This is a genomic window from Cellvibrio sp. OA-2007 (genome assembly GCF_000953825.1).
In the GTDB taxonomy this organism is placed as follows: Bacteria; Pseudomonadota; Gammaproteobacteria; order Pseudomonadales; family Cellvibrionaceae; genus Cellvibrio.
Map to the genome: position 1 here is coordinate 1 of NZ_BBUL01000079.1, position 15,768 is coordinate 15,768.

Consider the following 15,768-nt stretch of genomic DNA (forward strand, 5'->3'; position numbering starts at 1 on the left):
ATTCAAGCGGCTGCGGCGAAAACTAGGAATGATTGGCACTAAAACAATCATTAAATCCAGTGAAACTTCCTGTTACCAAGGTCCGCTTTTGGCCGTTCTACGACCTTCGGTAGCTTTCATCACATGTAGCGTTTGTAATTTAAATGAGGCGCAAGGATGTAAATTATTTTCATAACGTTTCAAAGCTTTAAATAGACCGAAAAATAAATCAAGCACAACATCCACTATAAGTTTGACTGCAAAAAGGAGTTTTATTTTCAGTTATGGCCAGTTTAGCGCTGGCGCCTATCTCATTATCAAATCCTAAAAAATAATAACTATTTGAAAACTACGGTTTTAGTTTTACTATGCCTGAGTACTCAACAACCTTATATGAGGCTCATTATGCGCATACAAATGTCTACCCTTTCTATGATTGGTGTCCTGTTTTTTTGCAACCTCGCCCACGCCAATAAAGCTTGTTTGCTTGAAGGAAAAGGGACAATGATGGGTATAAAGCTGGATATTAAAGACTGCGTACAAAATGCAGGGCTCTCCGAGGCTAATTTTAAAGCGCAGTGCGAAGGCATGTCTCAGGCGGCGGTTGCGATGGGCGGGCCTGCGGCTAAAATCACTTACCTCGCCAGTTGCCCTGTACCGTTTCAGGCAAAGTGCGATAACACCAAAACCGCAAAAACGATTTACTTTTATTACAAAAGAGCAGCCGATGAAGCCGCTAGTTTGCAGTCTAGCTGCGAACTAATGAAAGGAACTTATACCAAAGGTACTTTTTAAAAGGTACTTTTTAATCGGATGCTAGACTAACCAGCTCAACTTGCGCAGAGCCACACCATGAGTGATGTATTAATTGCAGCAATGTTATTTCACATTTTGTGGGTGGCAATGCTCTACGTGCTGTTAACGGTAATGCGCGCGCCTAAAATTTGGGGCATTGGTGCCAAGGCTGATGGCACCAATCCCTTTGCTAAAATTGAACCTAGAGCAAGCGCAAATCTGAGCAATCAATTTGAATGGCCGGTTTTGTTTTATGCAATCTGCACCCTACTAATTGCCCGCCCGGACTTCTATCAACCCATTTATTTATGGTTTGCGTGGCTGTTTGTAGTTGGCCGAATTATTCACAGCATTGTGCAAATCTTTACCACAAACATTCGCCTGCGCGGCCTTATTTTTACTATTAATTTTGTTGCGGTTATGTGTATGTGGTTGGTTTTGGCGCTAGATTTTTTTGGCTAAAAAGTCCATTCACACAATCGCTCTAGTCATAAACGCACTGTAAGGATCTTCTTTGTAATCGCCGAATGGCCCGCAGTATTCAAAACCGAAACGCTCATAGAGTTTTCTGGCGGGGAGAAAAAATTCCTGGGTTCCGGTTTCCAAACTCAAGCGATGATATTTTCGCTCTGCGGCTACAGCCAAAATATGCTCCATCAATTTTACTGCCACACCTTTGCCGCGATACGCGTTAGCAGTGCGCATGGATTTAATTTCAGCATGCCCCAATTCAAATTCTTTGATTGCACCGCAGCCTGCCAGCTGTGTGCCGTCCCATACTGACCAGAAGGTGATATTGGGCTGGCGCAGCTTGTTCAAGTCGAGCGCGTGTACACTTTCCGGTGGCGATACGGCGTACATATCCTCCAGATGTTCCATTAATATTTGCGCAACTTCTGGGCCGCTCAGGTCATCAATTTTAATTAACACATTTATCTCCTTGTAGTTTCAGTTAACAATTCAAGCCCATGCGCATACTGATCTTCTTGCCACTCGTGGCGATTACAGATGCTGCTAAATTTATAAATCGACAATGTTTTGTTTAATGCCTCTACCCAGCCTATTGCGTTGGCAGTAGTCGCAGCGATGGGCATGCTGCTTTCAACCAGTTGCTGCGCTGCTGGCGAAAGCGCCGTGTTAGCGCCATCGGCCACAATAAATTTAATATAGAGAAATTTATTGTAGGCATTTTTAAACTCTTGATGTGTTGGAACCGGCAGGGATACATCGGGCAAGCAGGACACTATTGCCGCATAGTCAAGCTTGTGCTGTTTTCCAGCGCGATAGATAGCCAATAGAATCCAGGCATCCAGCAGATTAAGTCTGTGCATTTTGATCCCCAGCAAACCAAGCGCCATGTGTAATTATGGCTGCGTTAAATTATTCATCCATTTGCGGCTAGCAATACGTTTAATCACCGGAATAAACTTCAACCCATCTTCTAAAAACATCAGCGCATAAATATAAACAAACGATATTTTAGTGAGAAAAACCACGGCGATATAAATGGGCAAGCCAAATACCCACATAACGATGGTGTCGGTTATCAAGGTGAAACGATTATCGCCACCGGCGCGCAGCACGCCGATAATACGCATCATATTAATAATTTTTACCCACACCAACAAACAAAACACTCCGAGGGTGTTAAATAATAATTCGGTAGATGTTGCATCCAGCTGATCAAAAATATGCAGCATTAGCGGGCGCGCAAACCAAAGTGCGGTGCAAAAAATAATAAGCAAGGCAAAGGTGATGCGATCAAAAAATTTATGCAGTTGCCATGCGGTGTCATTATTCCCTGCGCCCAGTTCACGGCCGATTAATACTGCAGAGGCATTGGCTAGGCCGACAAACAACGCAAAAAATGCACTTTCAATCGGTACAATGACACCCATCACTGCGAGCGCTTCGGTGCCTGCAAAACCAGTGACCAAATGATAGGTAGAATTGCCCACGGCCCAAATCGCATAGTTAGCCACCAACGGCAATGAGAAGGCGAGATAGCGATGAATTTGTGTTTTATCCAAGCCCATGCGCAATTGCGCAAGGTTTAACGCAAAGCCGTGTTTTTTGGCATAGACCCAGCCCACTACAATCAACAACTGCAAAGCGCGAGAACCCAATGTTGCCCAAGCGGCACCGGCAACACCCAGCGCAGGAAAACCCCAGTTGCCACCGATCAGTGCATAGTTACCCAAAATATTGAGCGCCGCTGCAAATACTCCGGCGACTAGAGGCATAGTAGTGCTGCCCAATGCGCGCAGCGATGCCTCGTAAATTACAATCCACTGGGTAAACAATAACGCCGGCGCGGTGATGATGAGATATTGCGCAGCGAGCGCTACAACCGTTTCATCGGGATTAATCCAACCCACCCAAGTAGTAGAGGCAAAACCAAACACCAGCGCAAACGGAATCATCACCAGTGTGCCTACTAACAGCGTCACCGCCAGCGTGCGCTGACAACTGGTAAAATCTTTCGCACCAATATATTGCGCGACCAAAATGCTGCAGCCCGTCGCCAGGCCGCTCATCAACACCAATAATAGAAAATGAATTTTTGCGGCCAAGCCCACGGCGGCTATCGCAGTGGAACCCAAATCGCCGACCATAATTACATCGGCCATACCCAATAGCGACTGCAGCAACATTTGCGCAGCTACAGGCAGGGATAACAAAATAACCGCACGCCAAAATGCGCGCTTATCGGTAAGGGAAATTAATGCGGGGGATGCGACCAAGAGAGACACCTGACAGTGAGAGCACAAATAATACGCTCGCAGTATAAAGCTTCTTGGTGCAGACAATTGTTAAAAAGTGGTAAGGCGGCTGCGCATATCAGGGAGAGATTATGTTTTTAACGCAGACATACCGCCATCAATATGCAAAATTTGCCCGGTGATCCAGCTGGCTTGTGGCGATAATAAAAATGCCGCCATTGCGGCAATATCTTCTGGGCTGCCCAGTTTTTGTAGCGGATGGCGTTTAGCGGCTGCATCAATTTTATCCGCACTATTTAACAATTTTTCGGCTAGCAAGGTATTGGTTAACGAAGGCGCTATACCATTTACGCGAATATTGGGTGCCCACTCCGCCGCTACACTTTTGACCAAGCCTTCAATCGCGGCCTTGCTACTCGCAATACTCGCGTGAAAAGGCATACCAAGGCTAGCGGCCACACTGCTAAATAACACCACGCTCGCCTGCTCTGATTTTTTTAACAAGGGCGCTACTGCTTGCATGGTGCGCACAGCGCCCAGTACATTGGTTTGAAAATCCTGTAGAAAATCTTCCTGTGTTAAACGCGCAAAGGGTTTGAGATTAATACTACCGGGGCAATAGACAACACCATCTAAAGCAGCGGGTAAACCAGCGAGATCAGGTGCAGACTCAGCGGGATTATTAACAAAAACTTGTGCACCGGCCAGGTCTACCAAGTTGCGTGCCCAGACAGTTACCTCATGACCTTGCTCAACAAGCTGGGTAGCGAGTGCTGCGCCTATACCGCGTGTACCGCCAACAATTAAATAGTGCCCCATAAGTTTTCTCGCATCAGTTGTGTGCCTATTAAACTGATACGAATGCCGGGCAATTTTGGATCTTTACTCTTTGCCGATCACCCGAAAGCGACGCTCCAGCCGGTAACCTTGTTTATCGACAATTGATAATTTATGCACACCGGGTTCAAGCGCAACTTCGCGCTCGTGAAAAACCTTGGTTATGCCGATAAATTCATCGTCGAGATGCCAATACAATTGCGCGGCAGGATTGCGGTGCACTGCTTTTAAAATTGCGCGGCTGCGCTTTCCATCCAAATCCATGGGGATATAAATGCGGCTTTCTTCATTGGGGTAAATCAATTCAATCGGCTGGTCTTCATCAACCTGCAACAGACCGGCAACACAATCGCCGCGCCAAGGCGGCAGGGTTTTATAATCGCTATGATGTTGGCGCCAATAAAATTCCTGTACCGGTGGCAATACAAACCAGTCCTGCGCACTCATCTTGTTAATACTTTCACAGCGCGCATGCACACGAAATTGTTGCGCTTGATCTAAATGGATTCGGCGATGATTGGGTGTGACCTTATCAAAATGGCTGGTAATGGGAATTTCTTTATCGATGGCAGCACATTGATTTCCTGCGAGATAACCATCGTCAGCACAAACAGAAATTGTTTTTAACGCCTGCGCGGGTTTATTAAACCAATTCACACTGGGCAGCGCATCAAACAGATCAAATAAAATCGGTGCGGCGCTGCTTTGCCCGCTAATAAAACTCGCCGGTTCACCGCCCGCATTGCCCACCCAAACGCCGAGCGTATAACGCCCGTTGCTGCCAATCGCCCAGGCATCGCGCAAGCCATAACTGGTACCGGTTTTCCACGCAATAGTTTGGCTGCCAGAAAAATCGCGCCAGTAATTATCATTACCTGGGCGCGCCACATCGATCAACGCTTGCAAAGTCAACCAAGCGGCACCCTGTTTCATGATCGTTTTGGCAAACTGGCTTTTTTCATTCAGTAAAAGATGGGGCATAAACTGTTGTTTATCGCCGTCACGTGCGCCGGCCGCAAGCCGCGCGTAAATGCTGGTTAATTCCCACAACGTGCCTTCTGCACCACCCAAGATTAAAGTGAGGCCATAATCATCCGCCGGGCGAAATAAAGTGCTCATACCCATGGCTTGTAATTTTTGTTGAAATTTTCCAATGCCATAATCGCGCAACATACGCACAGCGGGAATATTAAGCGAGTGCGCTAAAGCAAATTGCGCCGGTACTGCACCGCGAAAACTGCGGTCGTAATTTTTTGGGCTATAGCCGCCAAATTGAGTGGGAATATCGGCAATCAAACTGGTGGGCGCCAATTCACCGTCCTGCAACATTAAGCCGTACAACAATGGCTTTAAAATACTGCCGGTAGAACGCGGGCGCTGAACTATATCCAAATTAGGCGCATAGCGCTGTTGTTGCTGCCAGGCTTCATTGCCTATATAGGCAACCGTCTCCATTTTTTCATGATCAATTAATACCAATGCAATATTATTTACCCCTTCATTGGCCAGGCGCGCACTGTGGCGCGCCACAATTTGCTGCGCACTGCGCTGCGCAAACAGGTCAATGCTGCTGCCTAATACAAATTGCGAAGGATATTGTTGTTTTAAGGTCGCCAATAAATGCGGCGCTAATTGCGGTAGGGATTGTGGCTTTTCCGGCAGCGGCTCTAACAGCGCCAACCGCAAATCCAAATCAGAAAAATAATTGCGCTGATGCAAACGATGCAATAACCGATCGCGCTTTTGTTTTAATTTTTCGCGCTGGCGCCCCGGATGAATCATTGCCGGGCTATTGGGCAACACCGCCAACAGCGCCGATTCCGCCCAGGATAAATTTTCCGGTGGCCTGCCAAAATAACGCCAAGCCGCCGCGCGCAAACCCACAATATTGCCGCCAAAAGGTGCATGGCTCGCGTAGTGGATTAATAGCTCCTCTTTGGTAAAACGCCACTCCAATTGCAGCGCACGCAGTGCCTCTGCCGTTTTACTCCACAGGTTGCGCGCGGGTTTATTTTTATCTTGCTGGCGATAGTTTTCCTGGCGCAATAAGCGCGCCAGCTGCATGGTGATTGTGCTGCCGCCACTGGTGACGGTTCCCGCCGAAAAATTTCCACGCAGAGCGCGCGCAATCGCCAACGGATTAATGCCCGGGTGGCGATAAAAATATTGATCCTCAAATAACAACAGTGCTTTATGGTATTTATCGGGCAGGGATTCTACCGGTGCAAAGCGCCACTGCTGATCTGCAGCAATAGTCGCACCCAATAAGCTGCCATCGCGCGCGAGCAATAACGTGGCATAAGATTGTTGTTGTAACGCGGGAGGCAGCGGCGCAAATGACAACGCAGAAAATATTGTGACAGCGATTACCACTAGACCGCGCCAGTAGCGCGACCTAAAGCGCCCCTTTATTGCGGGGCGCTTTTTTTCATCTGCTCGCATGTTCATTTAATTGTTAATTAATTTTTCGGTGGCGAGCCTATGATAAAAGGGGAGGATTTGATGTGTAGGTCCTGCTGCGGAAACGGAATCTCAATTTTATACTTGCGAAACGCATCATCCAACGCCCATAAATAATCAGATGTCATCGAACTCGGGCGTTTCACCACATCGGCACTTACCCAAACTGCTAATACAAAATTCAAGCTGCTATCACCAAAACCCGTCATCCACACCGAAGGCAAACGGTTGGTAGCTTCGTCATTTAATGTCCAGCTCACTGAATGCGCTGCTTCCAATGCGGCAGTGCGCACCAGATTTTTATCGCTGCCATAGGCAACACCAAACGGAATGCGAAAACGGCGCACTGCATCGGTAAGTGTCCAGTTAGTAACTCTGCCACTGACAAATTCCGAGTTGGGCACCAGAATATCTACATTGTCTGACGTGCGAATCAAAGTACTGCGGATGTTAATTTCTATTACTTCACCAAACACGCCCGACTCTAGCTCAATTAAATCGCCGATCTTTAATGATTTTTCAAACAAAATCATAATGCCAGAGATAAAATTGCTCACTACATTTTGCAAACCAAACCCTATACCAACCGATAGCGCACCGGCGATCAAGGTCAACTTACTGAAATTTAAACCAAGCGCCGAGCCAGTGAGAATAATCGCCAAACCGATCATTACATAATGAATGATGCGAGTTAAGGTATAGACTTGCGCTGGCGTGGTGCGATGGGATGCAGAAAAAACGCGTTGTAATACTCTCTGCAATATCTTGCTGCCAAACAACACTGCAAAGAATAGAAAAATAGCAAATAAAAAGCCGCTGACTTTTAGGTTATAGTCATCCATTTCTATCAGACTAATATCCATAATTTGCTGCATTATTTTTAAACTGCTCGCCAGCGTATCCATAAGAAAATTATCCACAAATAGAATATCTCAGTTTAGAAAGCATTAATTTTCGGCAGGGTTGTTTAACTCACTGCCGCAGCGGGAACAATAATCGGCTGCTTGCTCGTGACCTTTTTTGCCACAGTTAGAACATTTAATTAACAGCTCATCATTGCGCATTTCACGGGCTAATTCCGCCGTTAAAATACCGGTAGGCACGGCGATAATCGAATAACCCGTCAACATCGCCAGCGATGCAACTACTTGCCCTAGTGGGGTTTGCGGTGTGATATCGCCATAACCTACAGTTGTAATAGTGACTATAGTCCAATAGATGCTGCGCGGAATACTGGTAAAACCATTAGCAGGCCCCTCAACTACATACATGATTGAGCCAAAAATAGTAGCAAACACAATCACCACAAAGAAAAATACTGATATTTTTCGGCGCGACTGAAACAATGCACGAATCAGAACATTGGCTTCATTTAAATAATTAATCAACTTCAGTACGCGAAAAATACGCAAGACCCGCAGCAAGCGAATAATTAACAGATAAGTGATATCGGCAAAAAATAACCCTAGATACGAAGGCAATATAGAGAGCAAATCCACTATGCCATATACACTTTTAATGTACTGCCACCGATTTTGCGAACAATAGATGCGCGTGACGTACTCCAAGGTAAAGAGCGCAGTAAAGGTCCACTCTGCAATTTTAAGATACAAACTAAAGCGCTGATTGATGACTTCAATTGAATCGAGCATTAGCGCAGCAACACTCAGCAAAATGGTATAGATCAATACCACATCAAACAGCTTTCCTGCCGGAGTATCTGTTCCAAAAATAATGGTATAGATGCGATCACGTAGTGGCTCAGTCATAACACACTCAATAAATCAAAAAGGATAATTACACTAAAGGAAGGCTGGTGAACCTAAACAGGCTATTGATTTGGCCAGCGAATGTTATGTTCGTTAAAGGCGAGATGCAGGCGCTCAATTACTTCCGACTCAAAGCGCTTTTCATAGGTCACATCCAACACATAAGCTTTAAGTAAGACGCGGGTAAAAAACATATTTTCCGCGACTTGATCCTTCAGCAGTACCACAATTGGTTTTTCCAAATAAATGCAGCGACTGGAAATGGCAGCCTCACGCACTAATTTTTTTACCAGCATAAAGTCATTATCGGGTGCGATAAAAATTTCCACTTCCACCTGCATATCGAGCGCACCGGCATTGGCCGAGGTGACCGGCATATTCATAAACTGGCTATTGGGTACAGTGACAATCGAGTCGTCCAGCGTGCGAATACGGGTTGAACGCACACCAATGGATAGTACATCGCCATAGATATCGCCAAATTTAACCCGGTCGCCCACGCGAAACGAGCGATCAAACATAATGATAAAACCGGAGAGCAGCGATGCCGCCACATCTTTTGCACCAATCGCAAACGCCAAACCAATTGAGCCACCAATCGCAATCGCCGCTTCTTTAGAGCGAAACAATAAAAAAATGGCGAGCGCTACCGAACCGATAATCAACACAAAATTTACCACTGTAATGCTCTGTTCAATGCGCAAGCGATAATCAGGAAAGGCTTTACTCATGCGGCTGCTAAAAATTTTAGCCGCTTTGGCAATAATCAATGAAACTATTATGACAATCAGCGAGAGACTGATGCGCGAGAAATCAAAAGCTTCAAATAACTCTGAGGGATTGGGGTTCACAGCTTACCTCCATGAAACAGAAACTGTCTTTTCACCAGATAATTCTCTACCGATTTAAACCAGAAACTGTCTACGTGCCAGCTTTCGCCATCTGCATCATCAACCGCATACACCATTGAATAAGATGAAATTTCTTCAATTCGGCGCAGCGCAATAGTCTCCGTTGTGTTCATCACCTCACCCAAACCGGTGAGCGTAAGGCCATTGTGCTCAATCAGTGCGGCCAACAACATGAGTGATCCATCTTGCAAACGCTCCAAAATTTTTTGTTGCGGCACGGCAAATAGTTGCACGGCAACCTGATCTTTTTCCCATACCAACGAATTTTTCCAATGGTAGAGTGCATGGCGTGGGTTGCCGCGGGTATAGCTCCACAAAATACGGAAATATAATTGTTGCGCCTTTTGATTGCCTTCCGCAGAGCGAACATACTTTTTGCTTTTTGCCGAAAATTGCAACTGGGTAAAATCAGGTTTGCGCGTATGCGCCAGCGCATGACGCTCCATGACCATACGCGCCACCTCCTCTTCACTCATGCCTTCCATATCAATGGCATCAGTAAAACAGTCAATGCCGCGCACCCCCTGTTTTGCGATAGTCCAGGAATAGGAATTACAACTAACCAGCCACAAATGGCGTGCCGAGGTGTGCAAAATAATATCGATCAATAAGGTAATCGCTTCAAACCCGCCAATCTTACGCAACAGTAAATTTTCTATGTTTTCGGCAACTATAATCGACGGTGGTAACTGATCAATTCGCTCACTTAATTTCTCACTCTCACTGCCATCGACAAGCGGGAAACTTTTATTCAAATAGGTTTGCAGTAGTTCTATATTTGCCATCGCTGGATTCAGGTCTAACTGCCTTACTTCCGCACTTTCTACCTGTTCTAAAAAATGATTGATTAGCGCCGACTTACCAACTCCGCGGTCACCACTGATAATAACTCGCGCACCTATACCCGTGCTTTTCCATTCGCGATAGACAACCTGTAATTGCTCATCCTGCTCGGGGCGTTTGACATAGGCATCACCCGCAATGCGCTGCCGATAATCAAACAAATCGCGATAACTAGCAGGCATTTCATTGAGCGTTTCATGTAGAAGTAAGCGCGGTTTTTGTCGCTCCAAAATTGCGCGACTCAGAGTTGCCTGCAAGCTGCGCGTCATATCAAGCTCAGACAGGCGTGCAGACAATAAATCCCACAATAGACGATACACACCCAAGCCACCGCTAACCAATAACACCAAAGGCTCCCACCAGCGACCACGGGATTCAGCAATTAACTTTGCCCAGCGAGTATCTTTTACTATAGGAATGCCAATAAGGCGCCACTGCTGTATATGGCGTGCAATCGCAATATACATCGCCACAAAACAGCCGAGCTTTAAGAGCGTGACCAAATAAAGTTGCAGTAAATTTACATTTAAAATTTTAAACAGCACCAGCTCCACCAAGCCAGCGACTAACCAGTAATAGAGCAGCACCTTAGGCAACAGAGTCAATGCACCTTCGATCGCTTGAGTTTTTTCGTTGAGCGCAGTTGAATTGCGCAAACTGAGCAGCGGCACAAAATAATTTAACGCGCCCGACATTAAAAAAAACAAGACTAAATGGTCATAGATAGGCAAGAGTTCGAGAATGGGTGAAAAACCCAAGCTGGCGATAAAATCAATCACCAATTTGCCCATCAGGATTAACACTAGAAACACGTAAAAATATCTAAACAGATCAAACACCAACGACAGCAGACGACGCATAGATTCTGTTTGGGCACGACTATTTAAACGTTTGCGCAGGGAAGCAAGCAGCGGGGCTTTTTTGATTAATAATATAGTGGTTAAAAACAACAACAACAGCAAATTGACCAGATGCGCAAGATTGCTCACCGCAAATACACCCGTGGACGACTCCCGCCACCAACCATACTGCATAGACCAGAGGGCAAATGAGGTGCGTGTCGCCAAGGTTTTTAGTTCCAGCCACAAGGGTTCCGTATTGCCTAATTGATACGCGCCCTCTTCGATAAATTGGCCAATAATAACGCCGCGCAATGCCAGCAACTCATCGCGCTGCTGTTGATTCCAGCGCAGCACTTCATGTAGTAAGGTTTCGCGCTCGCGCTTTAATTCTTTAGCTCGCGCAATCAATACCAAATGTTTTTCTTGCAAAGCAAAAATCAGCGTCTGCGCTTGCTCCGAATCTTGCTCTTCAATTTGCAGTGAAGATATAGAAAGCCTTGGACTCCAATCGTTTTCATTGATCCCCTCATAATGGGCAAAAAAATCTGCCCGACTCCAAAGGCGGTCATTGCTTGAATACAACAACTTGCGCAACAACATCCTTATTTCATTACGCTGCAGATAACGTGCGCTGGTAAACTCCTCCTGAGTATTCGCCGGGGCAGATAGGCCACTCAATTTTGCGGATTCTTGCCGCCACTCATCTATATCGCGGGCAAATATTTTTTTAGCTTGCGCGAGCTGCCGAAGTTGCAAACCTATTTCACCCATCGCATCTTCAAGGGCTAGTTGCGACTCTAACAATTGAGTTTCACGGGCAGACTGACTGCGCTCAATCGCGCCACTGATAGCTTGTTTATTATCGTTCGATTCTCGCGTCACCTCGTCAGCCTGAGTCATAGCTGCTTCAGCTTGAACCTGGGTGCGCAATGCCAAGGCTTTAGCTTGCGCCTCCATAACCAATTGCTTGCGCTGTGGCGCAGAATATTTCAGCCACTGCAATTTTAATTGCCACAACAAAATAGCTTCTTTGAGTTCAGCACGCCGCTCAGTAGAAAGAGATACAGCAGCTTGCTGCGACAACAATTGCGTTAATTGTTCTTCGGCAATTTTTCGCTCTTTTTTCGCAGAAAAATTTTCCGTTAGCCACGGGGTAGGCATTACCCCGCCTAAGGATTCAATACCTACTAGTTTTTTTTGATAGAATTTTTCCAATACAACAATCTGCTGCGCAAGTGTGAGGGCTTGCCCAGCAGAGGATGAATGAAAATTAGATACTGAGGGGGATGTTGCTAGAGTTTCTGCCGTTGCAGATGTCGCAATATTGATTTGCACCAACAGAATATAAATAAGAGCCAATGCCGTTTTTTTTATCATTCCAATACTCTCTGTTTACAACCCGGCATATTGAAAACATTCTGCCAATAACCATTATCAGCCTTTATTAGACTCTTGGTGCTGTCCCGCCAGCTCAACACTTAGGCGATAGTATTCGTTGGCGCGCTGATGCTCGCCCATCTTCTCCATAAGATTACTCAACTCCATACTCGCCTCCATACTTTTTTGCAGATTCAAACTGCGCTGAAAATACTCTCGCGCCAATTCCCATTGTTGATTGCGTAACATAGCGCGCCCCATACTGAGCAATAGTGTTGGGTCTTGCGGATTGTTCTTGAGCCAACCTTCGAGGGTGCGAATCTGGCTGTGAATTTCTTTTACCTGCAATCGCCCATAGAGGCCTACTAAAGGCTCATACCAGCTACTAGCAAGCGCTTTACGCACAATCACTTCCGCTTCCTGATCTTGATAGTTCTCAACCAAAGCTTGGGCATAGGCTGTAATTACCGCCGGTCGCTTTTGCACGCCGCGCGAATAGGATTTCCACAAGGTTTGCAGTGCAGGCAAACGCTCAGCGATCAACAAGGATTTACTTTGTGCACTCTGCGCCTTCATTTTTTCGCAGGCGAGCAATACCTCTAACTCTTCAAATTCTACATTTGATAGCACTTTCGCCTTGCGCATAGCGGGAAACATATCTTCTAGCGCGCGCCAATTTTTCTGCGCGATGTAGACATGGTGCATCAAATCCAATACCGCCGCCTGCCGTGGCATTTTGATATCGATGGGCTTTAGAATTTCAATAGCTTTTTCGTAGCGGCCAGACTGCACATGCAACCGTGCACGAGTGAGTGCTACAGGCAACTCGCTGTGCGCAAGCGTGAGTGCTTTGTCTAGAATATTGTCTGCTTCAGCTTCATCGCCCATTTCAAAACTGCTGCGCGCAGCGGCAATATAGTTAGCCAAGGGGTATTCCACTTTGTCGAGGGTACGCACTAGTTTTTTATGAGCTGCCAGCCAATCACCCGTTAGATAATCAACCATTCCTGTTGCCGCACGTTTTTGTGCGCGCTCAACACTGCCAAATAAAAACATTTCACGGAAACGACGCACCATCTCTACACTGCCGAGCAAAAATTTACGCACAAACCAGAAGGCGACATACAACAACACAAGAGCTAAGGCAGCGACCCACAGGGTCATCTCGATAGTTTTAGTGCCGTATGCAATTAACAGATAGCCGTCGCCGCGCCAGAGAAAAAACACCAGACCGCAGGCAATGAGTAGAAAGAAAATGGCTTTTAACAGACGACGTCTCATTAGCGCACCCCGCGACGTGCTGCGGCCATTTTTTCCCGCTTGGCGATGTATTCGGTCAAGGCGGCAGTGGAGTTGCTGAAATTAGTTAGCTCAGGAGAAATCTCTTCCTGCTGCAACGCCTCTAATTCTTGCAATACGGCAGTCGCCTTTTCATTCAAACTGTAATATTGATTTATCCAATTTTGGGCTTTTACTAAGCTTTCCAGATAAATATTTTCTTCATTGCGCAGGAGTGCAACTTGCGCTTGCTCCAGCATCAAACGCAAATTTTGCTGCAAATATTTTTGCTCCGCAGGCGGCAGTACTGCATTAATCGTTTTGCCGTGATCGCGCACCCGCACATAGGAGCTCAGCTTATGCAACAGATCGTAAACATTGCGCGTAATTTTTTGTTTTAGGGTTTCTTCTGCCGGCACTTCAGCTTCTTCCAGTAATTGCTCCTGACTGCCTAGGGGCTCAATAAAAGGAATAGCTTCGATTTGATTGGACAGGGCAGACAAGCGCAGATAGATACCTTCCCTATCAATCACACCCGCTAGCTTGAGCACGGCAATTTCTTCAACCAACAGTTTGCGCACGCCGACTAAATCCGCCTGATCCATATCGCGCAATATATCGTCGGCGGAAAGCGCCAGCGCAAGTGCGTTTTGACTATCTTGCTCTAGCAAAATACGTTGGTCGGCGAGACGCAACAGATACTGCGCCTCCTGCAGTTTCCATTCATCGCGATTGACACTCGACAATGACAGCAAGCGTGCATTATTGCTATTAACTTGTGCGGCCAAATCATTCAGGCTCGCCTGCACGGCGGACTGCTGCTCGACCAACTCTTTGTCCAAGCTATCTTCCAGCATTTGCTGGCGCGCTTCTGTCGCCTGCGCTTGCTGCTCAACCTGAATACGCAAGCTTTCAATTATTTGCTGTTGATTCTTGGATTGCTGCGAAACGAAGAGTGCGCCGTAGCACACCGCTGCAACAATCAGCACTACAAATAACCACAGCAGCGCAAAACTGGCGACGTGCGTTTTTACTGTTTCGGGCACTGCCACGGAAGAGCTAGCAGCAGGTTGTTGAGTTGTCGTATCGGAATCAGTCACTGTGTTAATCCTGTAATAAAATGCACTCTTGCGTGCGACAATATTCTAGCAAGGCTGCCGTCATAGCCTGATCGGTGGCATTTTCGGCACATATAACGCGCTTCAATCCTGCTGCTTGCGCTGCCACAACTATGCGCGCACTAGGCACCAGAAACACACTGTTGTTCATCCATGCTTGCACTCTTTGCTGTTCAGGCAGAGCAAGTTGCGCCAACACCGCTAACAAATTTTGCAGACTTTCACCGCTGTGTAAGCTCACCAGCCGTTGCGCAGAACTCGCCTCTGTGTCGGTAATTAATTGCAGTAATTGGGCCTGCGCTGCCGCAGGTAAAACACGCTCGTACAATTCACAATAATCTACCTTGGCGCCGCGTTTGCTCAATTCATCGGCGAGATGACCACGCCCGCCACAGCCGCGAAAAATAAGAATTTTTTCGCCATCGACCTGCTGTAAATGCTCCGCACTTAATAAATCTTCACTGGTCATGCCGCCGCCAGTGCTCGCCGCCAAATCTTGCACAGCCACGCCATAGCTCGCTAATTTTTTTGCCGTGGTGGCGCCTACCGCAAAAAAATCTATGCCTACAGGCATTTGCGGCCAATAATCCTCTAGCCACGCCATACCAAAATCAACCGCATTTTGGCTGACAAAAATAATTTTCTGGTAAAGGTCAACATCCAGAATTCTATTTTTGATTGCGCGAATTTTTTCCGCGTCGCTCACCGCCACGATATCGAGCAAATTCACCCGCGCGCAGTTAAAACCTAACACTTGCAACTGCTCAGCCCAAGGTACAGCTTGCGCATCAGGGCGGGTGATAACAATAAAATAATCTTGCGGTGAATCGGCCATG

At 46.5% G+C, this 15,768-nt stretch carries 14 protein-coding genes; 2 read left to right on the forward strand and 12 right to left on the reverse strand.

Annotated features, from left to right (window positions below):
- The first annotated feature begins 321 nt into the window (after positions 1 to 321).
- Both AWU77_RS20310 and AWU77_RS04995 read left to right on the forward strand, forming a co-directional pair.
- A complete protein-coding gene (locus AWU77_RS20310) occupies positions 322 to 774 on the forward strand; it encodes a hypothetical protein (RefSeq protein WP_152625272.1) in 453 nt (150 codons plus the stop codon).
- A 57-nt stretch (positions 775 to 831) separates the two neighbouring features.
- Entirely contained in the window at positions 832 to 1,236 is a 405-nt protein-coding gene (locus AWU77_RS04995; RefSeq protein ID WP_062059939.1) for an MAPEG family protein, read from the forward strand.
- 9 nt (positions 1,237 to 1,245) lie between these two features.
- On the opposite strand, the gene AWU77_RS05000 is transcribed toward AWU77_RS04995, so the two are convergent.
- The 12 genes from AWU77_RS05000 to AWU77_RS05055 all read right to left on the reverse strand — a co-directional run bounded on the left by AWU77_RS05000 (position 1,246) and on the right by AWU77_RS05055 (position 15,767).
- Entirely contained in the window at positions 1,246 to 1,704 is a 459-nt protein-coding gene (locus tag AWU77_RS05000) for a GNAT family N-acetyltransferase (protein ID WP_062059941.1), read from the reverse strand.
- A gap of 2 nt (positions 1,705 to 1,706) precedes the next feature.
- Complete coding sequence (locus AWU77_RS05005) at positions 1,707 to 2,105, reverse strand: hypothetical protein (RefSeq protein WP_152625273.1); 399 nt, start codon at positions 2,103 to 2,105, stop codon at positions 1,707 to 1,709.
- Positions 2,106 to 2,138: 33 nt separating this feature from the next.
- Entirely contained in the window at positions 2,139 to 3,518 is a 1,380-nt protein-coding gene (locus AWU77_RS05010) for an MATE family efflux transporter (protein WP_152625274.1), read from the reverse strand.
- A gap of 108 nt (positions 3,519 to 3,626) precedes the next feature.
- Entirely contained in the window at positions 3,627 to 4,316 is a 690-nt protein-coding gene (locus tag AWU77_RS05015; protein ID WP_062059947.1) for an SDR family NAD(P)-dependent oxidoreductase, read from the reverse strand.
- Between the two features lie 63 nt (positions 4,317 to 4,379).
- Complete coding sequence (gene pbpC / locus AWU77_RS05020) at positions 4,380 to 6,707, reverse strand: penicillin-binding protein 1C (RefSeq protein ID WP_238582308.1); 2,328 nt, start codon at positions 6,705 to 6,707, stop codon at positions 4,380 to 4,382.
- Positions 6,708 to 6,793: 86 nt separating this feature from the next.
- Positions 6,794 to 7,714 carry a mechanosensitive ion channel family protein gene (locus AWU77_RS05025; protein WP_238582309.1) on the reverse strand — a complete coding sequence of 307 codons (921 nt, stop codon included), beginning with the start codon at positions 7,712 to 7,714 and terminating at the stop codon, positions 6,794 to 6,796.
- Between the two features lie 27 nt (positions 7,715 to 7,741).
- Positions 7,742 to 8,563 (reverse strand): ion transporter, encoded by an 822-nt coding sequence (locus tag AWU77_RS05030; protein ID WP_062059951.1) that lies wholly within the window; start codon positions 8,561 to 8,563, stop codon positions 7,742 to 7,744.
- Between the two features lie 62 nt (positions 8,564 to 8,625).
- Positions 8,626 to 9,414 carry a mechanosensitive ion channel family protein gene (locus AWU77_RS05035; protein WP_062059952.1) on the reverse strand — a complete coding sequence of 263 codons (789 nt, stop codon included), beginning with the start codon at positions 9,412 to 9,414 and terminating at the stop codon, positions 8,626 to 8,628.
- On the reverse strand, positions 9,411 to 12,536 hold the full coding sequence (locus AWU77_RS05040) for an ATP-binding protein (RefSeq protein WP_062059953.1): 3,126 nt from the start codon (positions 12,534 to 12,536) through the stop codon (positions 9,411 to 9,413). The genes AWU77_RS05035 and AWU77_RS05040 overlap by 4 nt, the downstream gene beginning before the upstream one ends.
- Positions 12,537 to 12,593: 57 nt before the next feature.
- Positions 12,594 to 13,817 (reverse strand): heme biosynthesis protein HemY, encoded by a 1,224-nt coding sequence (locus AWU77_RS05045; protein ID WP_062059954.1) that lies wholly within the window; start codon positions 13,815 to 13,817, stop codon positions 12,594 to 12,596.
- Positions 13,817 to 14,914: a uroporphyrinogen-III C-methyltransferase gene (locus AWU77_RS05050; RefSeq protein WP_062059955.1), complete on the reverse strand. Its 1,098-nt coding sequence runs from the start codon at positions 14,912 to 14,914 to the stop codon at positions 13,817 to 13,819. Before AWU77_RS05050 ends, AWU77_RS05045 begins: the two co-directional genes overlap by 1 nt.
- A 4-nt stretch (positions 14,915 to 14,918) precedes the next feature.
- On the reverse strand, positions 14,919 to 15,767 hold the full coding sequence (locus AWU77_RS05055; RefSeq protein WP_062059956.1) for a uroporphyrinogen-III synthase: 849 nt from the start codon (positions 15,765 to 15,767) through the stop codon (positions 14,919 to 14,921).
- Position 15,768: the final 1 nt, after the last annotated feature.